Annotated in this window: 15 protein-coding genes; 10 read left to right on the forward strand and 5 right to left on the reverse strand. The window is 72.7% G+C overall.

The window, feature by feature from the left end; all coding sequences use genetic code 11:
* Positions 1-140: 140 nt before the first annotated feature.
* Entirely contained in the window at positions 141-644 is a 504-nt protein-coding gene (gene mscL, locus ACIGWZ_RS20660) for a large conductance mechanosensitive channel protein MscL (protein ID WP_400066641.1), read from the forward strand.
* Positions 645-686: 42 nt separating this feature from the next.
* On the opposite strand, the gene ACIGWZ_RS20665 is transcribed toward mscL, so the two are convergent.
* The gene (locus ACIGWZ_RS20665; protein ID WP_400066643.1) at positions 687-944 is read right to left on the reverse strand and encodes a hypothetical protein; all 258 of its coding nucleotides are present in this window, start codon (positions 942-944) and stop codon (positions 687-689) included.
* Positions 945-1,087: 143 nt separating this feature from the next.
* On the opposite strand from ACIGWZ_RS20665, the gene ACIGWZ_RS20670 reads away from it, so the two are divergent.
* Positions 1,088-1,564: a MerR family transcriptional regulator gene (locus ACIGWZ_RS20670; RefSeq protein ID WP_400066645.1), complete on the forward strand. Its 477-nt coding sequence runs from the start codon at positions 1,088-1,090 to the stop codon at positions 1,562-1,564.
* 97 nt (positions 1,565-1,661) lie between these two features.
* Here the strand turns inward: ACIGWZ_RS20670 and ACIGWZ_RS20675 are convergent, their stop codons facing one another.
* Both ACIGWZ_RS20675 and ACIGWZ_RS20680 read right to left on the reverse strand, forming a co-directional pair.
* Complete coding sequence (locus ACIGWZ_RS20675) at positions 1,662-2,183, reverse strand: AMP-binding protein (RefSeq protein ID WP_400066647.1); 522 nt, start codon at positions 2,181-2,183, stop codon at positions 1,662-1,664.
* 303 nt (positions 2,184-2,486) lie between these two features.
* On the reverse strand, positions 2,487-3,887 hold the full coding sequence (locus ACIGWZ_RS20680) for a rhodanese-like domain-containing protein (protein ID WP_400066649.1): 1,401 nt from the start codon (positions 3,885-3,887) through the stop codon (positions 2,487-2,489).
* Positions 3,888-4,036: 149 nt separating this feature from the next.
* On the opposite strand from ACIGWZ_RS20680, the gene ACIGWZ_RS20685 reads away from it, so the two are divergent.
* The 4 genes from ACIGWZ_RS20685 (at position 4,037) to ACIGWZ_RS20700 (ending at position 8,060) form a co-directional block, all read left to right on the forward strand.
* Entirely contained in the window at positions 4,037-4,858 is an 822-nt protein-coding gene (locus tag ACIGWZ_RS20685) for a GntR family transcriptional regulator (protein WP_400067250.1), read from the forward strand.
* Position 4,859: 1 nt separating this feature from the next.
* The gene (locus ACIGWZ_RS20690) at positions 4,860-5,657 is read left to right on the forward strand and encodes a sulfite exporter TauE/SafE family protein (RefSeq protein WP_400066651.1); all 798 of its coding nucleotides are present in this window, start codon (positions 4,860-4,862) and stop codon (positions 5,655-5,657) included.
* 61 nt (positions 5,658-5,718) lie between these two features.
* Complete coding sequence (locus ACIGWZ_RS20695) at positions 5,719-6,927, forward strand: FAD-dependent oxidoreductase (protein WP_400066653.1); 1,209 nt, start codon at positions 5,719-5,721, stop codon at positions 6,925-6,927.
* Positions 6,928-7,175: 248 nt separating this feature from the next.
* The gene (locus ACIGWZ_RS20700) at positions 7,176-8,060 is read left to right on the forward strand and encodes a S1 family peptidase (protein ID WP_400066655.1); all 885 of its coding nucleotides are present in this window, start codon (positions 7,176-7,178) and stop codon (positions 8,058-8,060) included.
* Positions 8,061-8,191: 131 nt separating this feature from the next.
* Here the strand turns inward: ACIGWZ_RS20700 and ACIGWZ_RS20705 are convergent, their stop codons facing one another.
* Positions 8,192-9,313, reverse strand: coding sequence for a MerR family transcriptional regulator (locus tag ACIGWZ_RS20705; RefSeq protein ID WP_400066657.1), 1,122 nt, complete (start codon positions 9,311-9,313; stop codon positions 8,192-8,194).
* 131 nt (positions 9,314-9,444) lie between these two features.
* Positions 9,445-10,794, reverse strand: coding sequence for an amidohydrolase (locus ACIGWZ_RS20710; RefSeq protein WP_400066659.1), 1,350 nt, complete (start codon positions 10,792-10,794; stop codon positions 9,445-9,447).
* 241 nt (positions 10,795-11,035) lie between these two features.
* Between ACIGWZ_RS20710 and ACIGWZ_RS20715 the strand changes: the two genes are divergently transcribed.
* The 4 genes from ACIGWZ_RS20715 to ACIGWZ_RS20730 all read left to right on the forward strand — a co-directional run bounded on the left by ACIGWZ_RS20715 (position 11,036) and on the right by ACIGWZ_RS20730 (position 15,009).
* Positions 11,036-12,010: a methyltransferase gene (locus tag ACIGWZ_RS20715; RefSeq protein WP_400067252.1), complete on the forward strand. Its 975-nt coding sequence runs from the start codon at positions 11,036-11,038 to the stop codon at positions 12,008-12,010.
* 206 nt (positions 12,011-12,216) lie between these two features.
* Positions 12,217-12,543, forward strand: coding sequence for a nuclear transport factor 2 family protein (locus tag ACIGWZ_RS20720; protein ID WP_400066661.1), 327 nt, complete (start codon positions 12,217-12,219; stop codon positions 12,541-12,543).
* A 24-nt stretch (positions 12,544-12,567) separates the two neighbouring features.
* Entirely contained in the window at positions 12,568-13,725 is a 1,158-nt protein-coding gene (locus tag ACIGWZ_RS20725; RefSeq protein WP_400066663.1) for a low temperature requirement protein A, read from the forward strand.
* Between the two features lie 459 nt (positions 13,726-14,184).
* Positions 14,185-15,009 carry a L,D-transpeptidase family protein gene (locus tag ACIGWZ_RS20730; protein WP_400066665.1) on the forward strand — a complete coding sequence of 275 codons (825 nt, stop codon included), beginning with the start codon at positions 14,185-14,187 and terminating at the stop codon, positions 15,007-15,009.
* The last annotated feature ends 30 nt before the right edge of the window (positions 15,010-15,039 follow it).

The raw sequence follows: 15,039 nt of genomic DNA on the forward strand, positions 1-15,039 counted from the left end.
AATCCGCCGGATCCGCACTGACGCTCCGGTCGATCGCCGGTTCGTGTTGCGCGACTGGACACCGCCGCCCTGCCCTGCCGTAAGTTGCGGTGCTGATTGTTGCTGCACCGTCCGTACCGAGCGTGGAAAGAGGCTGTCAGGTGAGCGAGAACAAGGGCGTCCTGCAGGGATTCAAGGAATTCCTGATGCGCGGAAACGTCATCGAGCTCGCGGTCGCGGTCGTCGTCGGTGCGGCGTTCACCAACATCGTCAATGCCGTGGTCAAGGGCGTGATCAACCCGATCATCGGCGCCTTCGGCTCGCAGAACCTCGACAACTACAAGAGCTGCCTCAGCGCCAGCTGCCACCCGGACCGGAAGACCGGCGCATTCACCGACGGCATCTACATCCTGTGGGGCTCGGTGCTCAGCGCCGCGCTGACCTTCCTGATCACCGCCGCGGTCGTCTACTTCCTCATGATCCTTCCGATGAACAAGTGGAAGGCCCGCCAGGACGCGAAGAAGCCGGTCGACGACGCCCCCGCCGACCCGACCGAGGTCGAGCTGCTCATCGAGATCCGCGACGCCCTCATCGCCCAGCGCAACGGCTCGGTCCCGGCGTCCGCCGCGACGGCCACCGTCATCGCGCAGAAGACGCAGCAGTAGGAGCGGGCACCCGGGACCGGCACCGCCGCCCCATCGCCTCGCTCAGAGGTGGTGGGGCGGCTTTTCGTCGAGGAAGCGGGCGAGGTCGGCCGCACTGCCGGAGCCCGTGGGGCGCTCACCCCAGCCGCGGTCGGTGTCGTCCGAGGACTGCTGGTCCAGCGGATCGTCGAAGATCAGCGCAGCGGGCCGCACGGCGGGCCGGGCCGCCTCGGGCTCCTCGCTCGCGGCGGGCCGAGCGGCAGGCGTCTTACCGACCGGGGCCGGTGCGGGGTCGGGTTCGGGTTCGCGGGTGGTGCTCACCTCTTCAGGGTACGGGGGTGGGGCGCGCGGGGGACCGGGCGTGGTGGGGCCGAGCCGGCTGTGCTGCGGGGGCGCGCTGTGTAACGTTGAGCCATCACATTGATGTGAGGGTTCGTTGCTGCCAAGAGGGGTGAGGCGCGCGCATGCGTATCGGAGAGCTCTCGGAGCGGACGGGTACGTCCCGTCGGCTGCTGCGGTATTACGAGGAACAGGGCCTGATCGCCGCCGGTCGGTCCGCGAACGGGTATCGCGACTACGACGAGCGCTTCGTGGACCGGGTCATGCAGATCAGAGGGCTGCTCGATGCCGGACTGCCCACCAGGATCATCAAGCAGATCCTCCCTTGCCTGGACAAGCCGCGGATCATTCATTTCGCCGATGCGACACCGGAGATGCTCGCCACGTTGCAGCTCGAGCGCAACCGCATGACGGAGCGCATCGAGTGCCTGATCCGGAACCGGGATGCGGTGGCCGAGTACCTGAACGTGGTGCGCCGCAACAGGAGCCCGGACGGCGGCGAGGGAAACGAAGGGAGCGACAGGGAGGGCGGGGAGGTTCGGGAGGCCGATGCGTCACCTGGGGTTGGTGGCGGTGTCGGCGAGGTCGTGAAGTCCGGGTGACGTTGCTCGAGTCGGCGGCGCAGGCGGGCGGTGATGCGTGCGCCGGAGCGGGTCGCGCACGGGACGGCACCGTCACGCCGGGGCGCCGGCCCGCGGCTCATGCGTCGTCGAGCGCCTCGTGCCACCACCGGTCGCGCCCCGGCGTCCAGGAGACCGGCCGCGCACACCGGTTCACCACCAGGACGGTACGGCCCTCCCCGCGGTCCGCGGCCCCGCCCCGCGCCAGCGCATGGTCGAGCACGGCCTTCACGGGCCGGATGGCACCGTCCCAGAACGCCGCGTCCGCGGTGATCAGCACCCGGGCGTCCGACTCCCGGGTCCGCGCGACCAGTTCGGGCACCGTGAGCGAGACGGGCAGCGTGGTACGGATCGCGTCCAGGCGCCCGCAGGCGAGGGTGGCGATCACCGATTCGGGCACCAGCGGCAGATGCACCGCCACCCGGTCACCGGCCCGCACCCCGAGCCGCTTGAGCGCCGCGGCGGCGCGGTCGGCCTGGTCGAGGAGCATGCCATGCGTCAGCTCCTCCATCCGGCCCGGCTCCCCGGTCCAGGTGAGGGCGATCCGCGACGCCTGCGGCTCTTGATCGTCCCGGGCGTCATCTGCATGCTCTGTCGTCACACGGTGCAACATGCAGTTCAGCATGAACATGAGCGATCAACGATCGCTGAACGTCCGGTGTATGGATGTTCGATGCCATGCGGTCGCGTGCCGCGCCCGCGTCGGCCTTCGCGCACCCGTCGCCGCCTTCCTGCGGGCACCCGGGCCTTTCTGCCCCGCTTCCGGTGCCTCCAATCCCCTCTCGCCCCCGGCGTTTCCCGCATGTCTTCCGTACGGGCGAAAGGCACCCCGTCGTCCGAGCCCCTCGGCACCGGCGCCCCTCACCCCACCCGGACGCCCCCGCCCACCCCGACGACCGCCCTTTCACCCCACCTGTGCCGCCCCCTCCCCCGCCACCGCCTGATAGCCCCCCACCACATCCCGCACGTCCCCGAAGCCCCGCGCCTCCAGCAGTGCCGCCGCGATCACCGACCGGTTCCCGCTGCGGCAGTACACGACCACCGGCCGGTCGCGGTCCAGGTGAGCGGTCTGGTCGGGGAGGCTGGCCAGGGGGATGTTGCGGGCTCCGGGAAGCGCACCGGCCTCGAATTCGGCCGCATTTCGGACGTCGATCAACTGGTGCCGGTCGGCGGCAGATCGGCCGGTGGGGAGTTGGTCGGCGCCGATCCGGCGGCTGCGGGTGGTCAGTGCGGGCCGGAGGGCCAGGGCGGCCGCCGGATCGGGGACATACCCCAGGACGCGGTCGTAGCCGATACGGGCGAGGCGGAGGCGGGCCTCGGCCTCCGTACCGGGGTCGGCGAGCAGGACGATGGGGGTACCGGGTGCCACCACGCTGCCGGCGTACTCGGCGAACCGGGTGTCGAGGCCGGCGTGCAGGGAGCCGGTGAGGTGGGCGTGCGTGTAGGCGGCGAGGGGGCGGCAGTCCAGGAGGGCGGCGCCGTGCTCGTCGCGGGCGGTGCGGGCCTCTTCCAGGGTGAGGGCCGCCAGGGGGGCGGCGTCCAGGAGGGGGTGTCCGTCCCGGTTGAGGGCGGCATCGTGCGCGAAGTAGCCGGGCGTGGCGGGCTGGCTCGCGGTGATCAGCCGGACGAATTCGCTGGCCGGCATGGATTGCAGGGCGTAGTTGAGGCGCCGCTGGTCGCCGATGGTGGAGCTGGTCTCGGTGGAGAGGTTGCGGCCGCAGGCCGAGCCGGCGCCGTGTGCGGGAAAGACCCGGGTCGCATCCGGGAGAACCATGAGTTTGGTGTGCAGGGAGTGGTGCAGCCGTACGGCCATTTCTTCCGGGGAGTGCCCGGCGGCAGAGAGCAGGTCGGGGCGGCCGACGTCGCCGACGAAGAGGGTGTCGCCGGTCAGTACGCCGAACGGCACGGCGTCGTCCGGGTGTTCATGGATGACCAGGCAGAGGGACTCAAGGGTGTGGCCGGGGGTGGCGAGGACGGTGAGGGTGACGCCCTCGTCGTCGGAGGCCCCCAGCGAGATCCGTTCGCCGTCCCGTAACCGCCGGATGGGGAACCCGGTCGCGGCGGCCTCGCCGAAGGCGATGGTGGCGCCGGTCGCGCGTGCCAGTTCGAGATGGCCGGAGAGGAAGTCTGCGTGAATGTGCGTCTCAATGACGAGTTCGATGCGCAGGCCGACCTCGTCCGCGTCGCGCAGGTAGTCGTCGATGTCGCGGCGGGGGTCGACGAGGACGGCGCGTCCGGTGGTCCGGTCGCCGATGAGGTACGACGCCTGGGAGAGGCAGTCGAGGTAGTACTGCGCGAAGTGCACGGTGGCCTCCAGGGGGGTGTGCCCAAGGCCCGCTCGGGCACGGTCCGTTGTGCGGATGCACGGATGTACGTACATTAAGCAGCGCGGTGGGCGGCAACAAGTCCACCCCCGCCGCACACATCCCCGTACGCCCGCCCGCGGAGGAATCCATGACGACCCGCCAGCCGGACTCCCCCGATCCCGGCCCGCGCCCCCTGGACCGGCGCTCGCCGCTCCCCCTGTGGGCCCAGCTCTCCGCCGACCTGCGGCGGCGGATGGAAGCCGGCGCGTTCGCCCAGGAGTTCCCGGCGGAGCACCGGCTCACCAGCGAGTACGAGGTCAGCCGGCACACCGTCCGCGAGGCGCTGCGCACGCTGCGCGCCGACGGCCTGGTGATCGCCGAACGCGGCCGCGCCAGCCGCCTGGACACCCGCCGCATACAGCAGCCGCTCGGCTCGCTCTACAGCCTCTTCCGCGAGCTGGAGGGCCAGGGCGTGGAGCAGCGCAGCGAGGTGCTGCGGCTGGAGCGGACGGTGGACGGGACGGTCGCGGGGCAGCTGGGGCTGGTCCCGGACGCGCCGCTGATCGTGCTGGAGCGGCTGCGGCTGGCGGACGGCGAGCCGCTCGCCCACGACACCGCGTATCTGCCCGCCGAGATCGCCGAGCCGCTGCTGTCGGCCGGCTTCGGGCACACCTCGCTCTACGGCGAACTGTCGCGGCGCTGCGGGGTGAAGGTCACCGGTGGCCGCGAGCGGATCCAGCCGTTCCTGCCGGACATCCGGCAGGCGTGGCTGCTGGGGCTGGCCGACCGGGAGGCGGCGTTCGCGATCGAGCGGCTGGGGCGGGCCGGGGAGCGGCCGGTGGAGTGGCGCGAGACGGTGGTCCGCGGCGACCGGTTCGCTTTCGTCGCGGAGTGGTCCGACGCGAGCGGGGCCGTCGCGCTGGCGCCGCGGGCCGCGGCTCCGTCCTCGGTCGCGTTTCCGTCCGCGTAGCGTGTCCGTCGTCTTAGCCGTTACGGCGCTGCCGTGCGGGTTGCTGATCGGGGTGCTGCTGGGTGCGCTCGGCGGCGGTGGTTCGATCCTGGCCGTTCCGGCGCTGGTCTATCTGCTCGGCCAGTCTCCGCACGAGGCCACTGCGGGCGCGTTGATCGTCGTCGCGGTCGGCGCGGTGACGGGCCTGGTCTGCCATGCCCGCGCGGGGCGGATCCGCTGGGCGGCGGGGGCGGCCTTCGGCGCGCTGGGCACGGCGGGCAGCTTTCTCGGCACGCGGTGGAGCGCGGCGCTGGATCCGACGGTGCTGATGGCGGCGTTCGCGGGGCTGATGCTGGCGGTGGCGGCGGCGCTGCTGTTACGGGAGCGGCGAGGGAACCGAGAGCGGCGGGAGAGCCAGGAGCAGCAGGACCGGCAGCCGGCGAGCGCCCGCCGTCACCCCGCCCACATCGCCCTCACCGCCTCCGCCGTCGGCCTGCTCACCGGCTTCTTCGGCGTCGGCGGCGGCTTCGTCGTCGTACCGGCGCTCACGCTCGTACTGGGCCTGGAGATGCCGGTCGCCATCGGGACGTCGCTTCTCGTCATTCTCATCAACGCGGCCACGGCGCTGGCCACCAGGGCCGGTACCGGCGCCCTGGACTGGCCCCTGCTGGCCGGTTTCGCGGCCTGTACGGCGGTGGGCAGCTACCTTGGCAACCGTCTCGCCGCCCGCCTGCCCGCATCGGCCCTGACCAGGGCTTTCGCCTCTCTCGTCACCGTCCTCGCGGTCGCCGTGGCGGCCACCGCCATACCCCGCCTGTGACGGCCCCGCCCCGCCTGTGGCGGCGCGGTCCGCAACAGCACACCCCTACTGGAGGAACCCCATGACGCCCCCTGCCACCCCCCACCACCAGATCGTGATCGTCGGCGGAGGCACCGCGGGCATCACCGTCGCCGCCCGGTTACGCCGCGCCGGTGTACGGGACATCGCGCTGCTGGAGCCCTCGGAAACGCACTGGTACCAGCCGCTGTGGACGCTGGTCGGCGGCGGCCAGGCGCCGCTGCGTGCCGCGCTGCGCACCGAGGCGGAGGTGATGCCGCCCGGCGTGCGCTGGCTGCGCGAGCGCGCGGCGGCCGTCGATCCGGCCACGCGTACGGTCACCACGGCATCCGGCCGGACCCTCACGTACGGGCGCCTGGTCCTCGCGCCGGGGCTGCAGCTCGACTGGGACGGCGTACCCGGTCTCGCCACGGCCCTCGGCCACGGCGGCGTCAGCAGCAACTACCGGCCCGACCTCGCCCCGCACACCTGGGAGTTGATACGCCGGATGCGGCGGGGAACGGCGGTGTTCACCATGCCGTCCGGCCCGGTGAAGTGCGGCGGCGCCCCGCAGAAGATCGCGTATCTGGCGGCCGACCACTGGCGCAAGCGCGGCGTCCTGGGCGCGATCCGTACGATCCTCGTGCTGCCGGAGTCCGCGATGTTCAAGGTGCCGGTGTTCTCCCGTGCACTGGAGGAGACGGTCCGGCGCTACGGCATCGAGGTGCGGTTGCGGTCGGAGATGACGGCCCTGGACGGCGCCGCCCGCGAGGCCGTGATCACCGACCACGCCACCGGGGCCACCGAGACGATCCGTTACGACCTCCTCCACGCCGTGCCGCCGCAGCGCGCCCCCGAGTGGCTTTCGGACGGCCCGCTCGCCGACCCCGACTCCCCCTACGGGTACGTCAAGGCGGACCGGGAAACCCTCCAGCACCCTGATTTCCCCGAGGTGTTCGCGCTGGGCGACGTGGCCAATCTCCCCACGTCGAAGACGGGCGCGGCCATCCGCAAGCAGGCCCCGGTCGTCGTCGCCAACCTGCTCTCCGGCCTGCGGGGCCGCCCCGCCGCCGCCCGCTACGACGGCTACACCTCCTGCCCCTTGGTCACCGCCCGCCACAAGATGCTCCTCGCCGAGTTCGACTACGACCTGCGGCCCGCCCCCTCCTTGCCCTTCCTGGACACCACCCGGGAGCGCACGGACATGTGGTTCCTCAAGCGCTACGGACTGCCCCAGCTGTATTTCAAGGGGATGCTCAAGGGCCTGGCATAGGACGGACAGACGCCGAAACGGCCGCACAGGTTGACGTCGGACACCTCAACTCCCGTCCACAGATACCTAGTTCACCGCCCGCCACCTGAGTACGACAACGGATACCGCAGCTCATGCGCCCCCTGCGACTGTTGTGACTCCTGTTACTTCCGGGACTGCTGAGCCACTCATCCTCCGACTGCACGGAACGACCCAAGTGGCCGACGAGGTACCGAAGTTGAACTTACGTTCGAAAGGGCACTTCATACGTGACACGCGGTACGAAGTTGAAGAGCGCCGTCAAGCGGGCGCGTTACGCGCCGGTCGCGGTCGCCGCGACCATGCTCGTCGGGGCGATGGCGGGAACGGCCGGAGCGGCTTCCGACCCCGGGCCCGGTGACAACTCACCGAAGATCATCGGCGGCGGCGCGGCGCCCGCCTACTCGTTCATGGCCGCGATCCACGGCGGCTGGGGCAAGCCGGAGGCCTTCACCTGCGGCGGCGGGCTGATCCGCGGCGACTGGGTGGTCACCGCGGCGCACTGCGTCTCCAAGCCGGGCGCGGACGGGAAGACCGAGGTCGTCCCGGCCAAGGAGTTCACGGTACGCATCGGCTCCAACGACCGGACCACCGGCGGCACCGTCGTGGGCGTCAAGAGCGTCACAGTGCACCCGGACTATGTCGCGTCGGACGACCGCAACATCGGCAACGACCTCGCGCTGCTGCACCTGAGCAAGAAGGTGTCGCAGGCGCCGGTCGCGATGGCGTCCTCGGCGACGCCCGCCGGTGTCGCGGTCCGGGAGATCGGCTGGGGCTACACCAACCCGACGGACAAGGGCCAGGACAAGCTCCCGAAGGCCCTCCAGCAGCTCGACACCAAGACCATCCCGGCCGACACGCCCAGGTGTGTGAAGGGCCCGGACGGTGACGACTCCTGGGGCATCCACAAGGGCGATGTGTGCACCGACAACCCCACCGGGAAGTTCGGCCCGTGCGGCGGCGACTCCGGCTCCCCGCTGCTGAAGAAGGTCGCCGGCCGCTGGCAGATCGTCGGCGTCGACAGCCGCGGCGTGGGTCACGTCTGCGGCGAATCGCCGGACGTCTACACCGAGATCCACTCCTTCAAGGACTGGGTGTCCAAGACCCTCGGCTGACCCGGCGGATGCGTACGCGGTGACCGATGCCGGCGATCGCCGCGTATGAGGGGTGGGGCGCAGCGCGTGCAGCTGCGCCCCTTCCCTTACGACCCGGTCCGCGCAAGACCATCCGGCCCGGACGGCGGGCCTTAGTCTCCGGAGCCGTCCCCCCGCGCCACCCTCACCTCCCCCACCGCGCACCCCACGTTGTCCGGTGCGCCCGCCTCGTGGGCCAGGGCGATCAGGTGCCGTACGGCGTCCTCGGGGCCGGGTGCCGCGGTGAGGACGTCCCGCATCGCGTCGGCCGGCACCACCCCCCAGAGCCCGTCGGTGCACAGCAGGTACCGCTCGCCGGGCCGGGCCTCCAGGAGCTGGAGATCGGGGGCGAATTCGGTGCCTCCGCCGAGGGCACGCAGCAGCAGCGCGCGGTCGGGGTGCGACGGCGCCTCCTCCGGGGTGAGCCGGCCCTCGTCGATCAGGGACTGCACCACGCTGTGGTCGTGGGTGATGCGGAAGAGGCCGGAGTCGCGCAGGACGTACGCGCGCGAGTCCCCCACGTGCAGCAGCCCCAGCCGCGAGCCGGAGCGGAGCAGCGCGGTCAGGGTGCAGCCCGTCGCCCCGTCCGCGGCCGGGGCCGCCCGGTCGGCGCGGCGGGCCGCCTCCTCCAGGGCGGTCAGCGGGTCCCCGATGGCCGGATCGGTGTCCTCCAGGGGCTTCAGCGCGTCGATCGCGGCGGCCGCGGCCGGGCCGCCCTGCTCGCCGCAGCCGTCGGCCACGGCGAGCAGCCGCGGGCCGGCATACGCCGCGTCCTGGTTGGCCGGGCGGACCAGCCCCCGGTCGGTCCCGGCGGCGCAGCGCATCGTCAGGGGAAGGGGAGGGGGTACGGGGGTGCCTGATGTCGTCATGACGGTGTGGTCCTTCCTGGTCAGCTGGTCGACGAGGAAGGCGGCCAGGTCCCGGCGGGCGGCGGTGTCGGCCTCGACCTGCGCCCAGTACGCGGCGACCGCCTCGGCCGCCGGGCCGGGCGCCAGCTCGCACACCTCGCGGATGCGGGCCAGCGGCATGCCGAGCCGCCGCAGCAGGGCGACCAGCCGCGCGCGCTCCAGCTGGGCCGGGGCGTAGCGGCGGTAGCCGTTGTACGGGTCGACACGGTCCGGGGTGAGCAGGCCGAGGTCGTCGTACAGGCGCAGCGCCTTGGGTGAGAGCCGGCAGGCCCGGGCGAACGCCCCGATGGTCAGCAGGCCGTCGGCCGTGCCGCCGTTCCCGTCCACCTGTCCGCCCTCCTCGTACCGGGTCCTTCGCCCGGTACGGCCGATGCTGGGCCTTTCCCCAAGGGCAAGGTCAACGGGCGGGGCGCGGTCGGCGCCGGAGGCGGCGGCGCCGGCGCCGGGCCGGTCCGTGGTCAGTTGCCGGCCGCCTCCAGCCGGTTCATCGCCGCGGCCGTCAGCGCCTGTACGCCCATCGTCAGCGTCGGCCGCGCCACCGGCGCGAAGTACGGCGAGTGGTTGGACGGGATGTCCTGCGCCAGCCGCCCCGCCGCCAGGGCCGTACGGAATTCCTCCGGGTCCCAGCCGCCCAGCCACCAGTAGTACAGCGGCGCCTCGGCGGCGGTCGCCAGGACTCCGGCGTCCTCGCTGCCCGACGCCGGGTCGTAGGCGAACAGCCGTTGCGGGCCGAAGAGTTGGGTGAATTCCTCGTTGACCTTGCGCAGGGTCCGGGAGTCGTTGACGGTGACGGGGAAGGAGTCGAGGATCTTCGTCTGCGGGGCGCGGTCGGCGCCGGAGGCGGTCGCCTCGGCGCCGGCGATGCGGTCGATGGCGGCCAGGACCCGGGCCCGCACCGTCTCGTCGAAGGTGCGGACGCTGAGCCGTACGACGGCCTGGTCGGGGATGACGTTCGCGGTGTCCCCGGCGTGGAAGGAGCCGATGCTGACGACGGCCTGGTCCTTGGGGGCGACCTCGCGGGCCACGACGGACTGCACCCGCTGGACGAACGAGGCCGCCATCAGGATGGGGTCGACGGTGGTCTCCGGGCGGGAGCCGTGTCCGCCGATGCCGTGGAAGGTGATCTCCAGGGTGTCGGCGGCGGCCATGCAGGCACCGGGGCAGTACGCGATCAACCCGGCGCCGAACGGGGCGACATGCTGGGCCAGCACCACATCGGGGACGGGCACCAGGCCCTTGCTGTAGAGGCCGTCGTCCAGCATGGCCTGGGCGCCGTTGCCGACCTCCTCGGCGGGCTGGAACAGCGCGATCAGGGTGCCGGACCAGTGGTCGCGCGCCGCCGCGAGCAGGTCGGCGGCGCCCAGCAGGCAGGTGACGTGCACGTCGTGGCCGCAGGCGTGCATCCGGCCGGGCGTGGTGGAGGCGTAGTCGAGGCCGGAGCGTTCGGTGACGGGCAAGGCGTCCATGTCGGCGCGCAGCAGGACCACCGGGCCGGGGCCGTTGCGCAGTACGCCGGTGACGCCGGTGCCGCCGATGCCGGTGGTGACGTCATAGCCGTACGAGGTCAGCCGGCGGGCGGCCTCGGCGGCCGTACGGGTTTCCTGGAAGCCGAGTTCGGGGTGGCGGTGCAGGTCCTCGTAGAGCGCCACCAGGTCGGCGAGGCGGCCGTCGAGCGGGGCCAGGACGGAGTCGATAACGGGGCGGGGGGTGACGCCTGCCGGGCTGGGCCGGTCACCGTCGGGGCCGGGGGCAACGTCGACGGAACCGGAGGCGTCACTGACAAGGCGGAGGTGGTCACTGTCGCTCATACGGGCATTCGACCATGAACGGGTGTGCCCGCACCCCCTGGTGGACGTACCGGACGGCACGGGTCCGTACGCGCCCGGGCTGGCCGGACTTCGTGGGTCGGCCGCGGCCGCCCCGTGACACCCGCGCCCCCGACTGCGACCGTTTACCCGCCCGCCCACCCGAGCCGTTGACCGGAGGCTGACATTGACGACCGCATCCACCCCGCCGCACGGCGCGCCCAACGACCTCGCGGCCCACCTGATGGACCAGGCCATGGGCCACCTCTTCTCCGCCGCGCTGCGCACCGCGGCCCACTACCGCATCGCCGACCACCTGGCCGAGGGCCCGCGCACCGCCGAGCAGCTGGCCGTCGCCACCGACACCCACGCCCCGCATCTGCGCCGGGTGCTGCGCTACCTGGCCGCCCGCGGCATCTTCCGCGAGGACGCCTCGGGCGCCTATCAGCTGACCCCGGCGGCCAGACCGCTGCGCACCGACGTCCCCGACTCGCTGCACCCCGCCGTCATGCTGATCACCGATGAGCTGCTGCTGCGGACCTCGGCGCTGATGCCGGAGACGGTGCGGGAGGGCGGCGCGGCCTTCGAGCGGGTCTTCGGGACGCCGTTCTTCGCACATCTGGGGTCGGATCCGGACCGGCGGCAGCTCTTCGACAGCGGGATGTCGGCGCTGTCCGGGCCGGTGGACGAGGCGGTGGTCGCCGCGTATCCATTCCCGGAGACCGGCACGGTCGTGGACGTCGGCGGCGGCCGCGGCGGTCTGCTGCGCGCCGCGCTGCGCCGCCATCCGCAGCTGACCGGCGTGCTCTTCGACCAGCCGCCGCCGCTGGCCCACCATCTGCTGGACGGTGACGAGCTCAAGGGCCGCTGGCGCACCGAGGAGGGCGACTTCTTCGCGTCCGTGCCGGAGGGCGGGGACGTCTATGTGCTCAAGCATGTGCTGCACGACTGGCCCGACGAGGACTGCCGGCGCATTCTGCGCACCTGCCGTGGCGCGATGGTCCGCGGCAGCCGGCTGCTGATCGTCGACTGCGTCCTGGCGCCGGGCAATGCGCCGCACTTCGGCAAGACGATGGATGTGGCGATGATGGCGCTGCTGGACGGGCAGGAGCGCACCGCGGAGGAGTTCGCGACGCTGCTTTCGGCCGGAGGCTTCCGGCTGACGCGGGTGCTGCCGACGGCGGCGTTCCCGTCGATCGTGGAGGCGGTGGCGGATTAGGGCCGGTCCGGCCCCGATCCACCGGACGGCCCCGGGGCGAGCCCCGGCCGGCCGGCTCACCGGGGCGCGGCCGCCCCGGCTCCCGCGACACGACACGCCGCGCCCCCGCGCCCCTCGCCGGTGCCACGCCCCGGCCGGGTTGTACTGATGCCATCCCGCGCCCCCGGCGCGGGGCCGGAACCCGCGCACGGAGCCAAGGAGCCACCATGCCCACCCCGCCCCTGCCTGCGCCCGTCGACCGTGCCCTGCGCGCCGCCAACGGCGGTGACATCGACGGTTTCCTCGCCGCCTTCGCCGACGACGGGGCGGTCAACGACTGGGGCCGCGAGTTCCGGGGCGAGGAGGAGATCCGCGGCTGGAGCGACCAGGAGTTCATCGGCCGGCAGGTCACCCTGGAGGTGACGGCCGTACGGACGCAGGGCAGCACCACCACGGTCAGCCTCCAGGTCGGCGGCAACGGCTACACCGGCCCCTCCGACTTCGCCTTCACCGTCGAGGGTGACCGCATCGCGCTGATGCGGATCACCGGCTGACCGCGGGGCGAGGCGACGGTCCCCGTGACGGTCCCCATGCGGGCGCGCAGCCGCGACGAGGCGCACCGCGCCGCCACCCCGCTGGAGCTCCTGTTCGACCTGTGCTTCGTGGTGGCCGTCGCGCAGGCCGGCCGCCAGCTGGTGCACGCGCTGGCCGAGGGCCATCCGGGGCACGGCATCCTCGGCTATCTGATGGTGTTCTTCGCGATCTGGTGGGCGTGGATCAACTTCAGCTGGTTCTCGTCGGCGTACGACACGGACGATGCGCTCTTCCTGGTGATGACCCTGGTGCAGATCACCGGCGTGCTGATCCTGGCGGCGGGGGTGCCGCGCGCCTTCGCCGCCGGTGACTTCGGGGTGGTGTGGTTCGGGTATGTGGTGATGCGGCTGGCGATGGTCTCCCAGTGGCTGCGGGCCGCGCACGGCAGCCAGGGCGCCGAGCGGCGCACGGCGCTGCGCTATGCGCGGGGCGTGACCGGGTGCCAGATCGGCTGGTGCGCGCTGCTGCTCGTACCGGCGGGCGCCGCGCCCTGGGTGTTCGTGGTGATGGCTCCGCTGGAGCTGTCGGTGCCGGCGGTCGCGGAGCGGGAGCGGGAGACGACCTGGCATCCGCATCACATCGCGGAGCGCTACGGCCTGTTCACGATCATCGTGCTCGGCGAGACGATCGCGGCGGCCACCGTCGCCGTACAGTCCGCGCTCGACGAGAACGACGAGCTGGGCACCCTGCTGCCGATCGCGGGCGGCGGCCTGCTGCTGGTCTTCGCCGCGTACTGGATCTATTTCGCGGTCCCCATCCATCTGCATCTGCGCGCCAACAGGCACGCATTCCTGTGGGGCTACGGGCACTACCTGGTGTACGGCTCGGCGGCGGCGATCGGCGCGGGCATCGAGATCGCGGTGGAGGAGTCGGTGGGCGCGGCGCATCTGTCGCTGTTGGCGGCGTCGGCGTGTGTCACGGTGCCCGCCGCGCTGTTCATGCTGACCGTGTGGCTGATCCATTCCCGTCACCAAAAGCGCGGCCCGGCGCAGCAGCTGGTGCTGCCGGTGTCGTCCGTGCTGGTGCTGTTCTGCGCGTTCGCGGGGCAGTTCGCGGTGCTGGCGGCCGGTGTGGTGGCGTCGGCCGCGGTGGCGGTGGGGGTCGTCTTGACGGCGCGGCAAGGTGCCGCGCTGGAGGCGTAGCCGGGCGCCTCGGCGACCCGGCGGGCCGGTTACGGTCCCGGGCGCCGCTTCGCCCGTAAAGGTGCCGAACGGCCGTACGCGGGCACCGGTCGGGCGAATGCCGTACGGGCGCCGGGCGGGCGCATTCAACTCGCCCGATTCCGTGCCCGGTTGGTGCCGGATCCGGCCATCTTCGGCCGCGGACGCCGGTTCGTTCCGCGCTTCCCCCGGCCCCGCCTCTCGCCTCCGCAGAACCCCGTCAATTCGCCGCGAACGACCCCCACTTCCCCTGCCGTCGCCCTCGTGCGCGCCGCCCTCCGCCGGGGGTGGGGGACGGGGGCCCGACACGAACGCGGTAGGGTGCAGATTGCCCTTTTTATGCCTGGGGTTCTCCGTATCGGCAGTCCGGTACCGGTGTTCCGCAGGCCCGTCCGCCCGTCGGCACCCGTCCGCCCGCCCGCACCCGAGGAGACGCCAGCGATGGCCCGCCACGCACAGAACCGCGCGCGCATGAGCCTGTCCCGGCGCAGCAAGGCCGTTGGCGGTCTGGCCCTCACCACCCTGGTCGGCACCGCCCTGTGGGCCTGGCCCGCCTCCGGCGACGATCACGACAGCCTCGCCGACGGCAAGAACGGCGCGGCGAAGACGGCCGCCGGCCCGGACACGGCCGGGGACCGGCCCGCCCCCAGGACCGTGCCGAACATGGCACCCGCCGCCCCCCGGCTGATCCCCGGCCTGAGCGACGCCGTCCGCAAGCAGATACCGTCCGAGACCCGTCAGGTGCTGGTCGTCACCGGCAGGGACAGCGACTCCTACGAGTCCCGGGTCGTCCTCTACACCCGCGCCAAGGGCTCCGACGACTGGCGGCCCGGCCGCGCCTGGACCGCGCACAACGCCGCCCACGGCTGGACCGACGACCACCGCTACGGCGACCTCCGCTCGCCGCAGGGCGTCTACAGCCTCACCGACGCGGGCGGCCGCCTCCCCGCGCCCGACGGCACCAAGCTCCCCTACGACCACAACCGCAGCTTCGTCGCCAACGGCACCGGCGTCGAGGGCGAGCCGCTGGCCGGCGCCTTCGATTACGTCATCGCCATCAATTACAACCGCGTCGCGGGCACTTCCCCGCTGGACCAGCAGCGGCCGGACGGGGCGTACAAGGGCGGCGGCGTCTGGCTGCATGTCGACCACGACGGCCCCACCCAGGGATGCGTGAGCCTCAAGCCGGACGTGATGCGGGAACTGCTGCGCACCCTGGACCCCGGCCAGCACCCGGTTGTCGTGATGGGCCCGGCGGCTCGCTGACACTCCCGCCCGGGCGCCCGTCGGCGTGGT

This window comes from Streptomyces sp. NPDC053427, assembly GCF_044544985.1.
Lineage (GTDB): Bacteria > Actinomycetota > Actinomycetes > Streptomycetales > Streptomycetaceae > Streptomyces.

What these genes read in the sequence shown, in the direction of transcription:
- ACIGWZ_RS20715 (WP_400067252.1), top strand. Translation starts at nt 11,036, where the DNA reads ATGGACCAGGCCATGGGCCACCTCTTCTCCGCCGCGCTGCGCACCGCG.
- ACIGWZ_RS20670 (WP_400066645.1), top strand. Translation starts at nt 1,088, where the DNA reads ATGCGTATCGGAGAGCTCTCGGAGCGGACGGGTACGTCCCGTCGGCTG.
- ACIGWZ_RS20695 (WP_400066653.1), top strand. Translation starts at nt 5,719, where the DNA reads ATGACGCCCCCTGCCACCCCCCACCACCAGATCGTGATCGTCGGCGGA.
- ACIGWZ_RS20710 (WP_400066659.1), bottom strand. Translation starts at nt 10,794, where the DNA reads ATGAGCGACAGTGACCACCTCCGCCTTGTCAGTGACGCCTCCGGTTCC.
- ACIGWZ_RS20730 (WP_400066665.1), top strand. Translation starts at nt 14,185, where the DNA reads ATGGCCCGCCACGCACAGAACCGCGCGCGCATGAGCCTGTCCCGGCGC.
- ACIGWZ_RS20720 (WP_400066661.1), top strand. Translation starts at nt 12,217, where the DNA reads ATGCCCACCCCGCCCCTGCCTGCGCCCGTCGACCGTGCCCTGCGCGCC.
- ACIGWZ_RS20685 (WP_400067250.1), top strand. Translation starts at nt 4,037, where the DNA reads ATGACGACCCGCCAGCCGGACTCCCCCGATCCCGGCCCGCGCCCCCTG.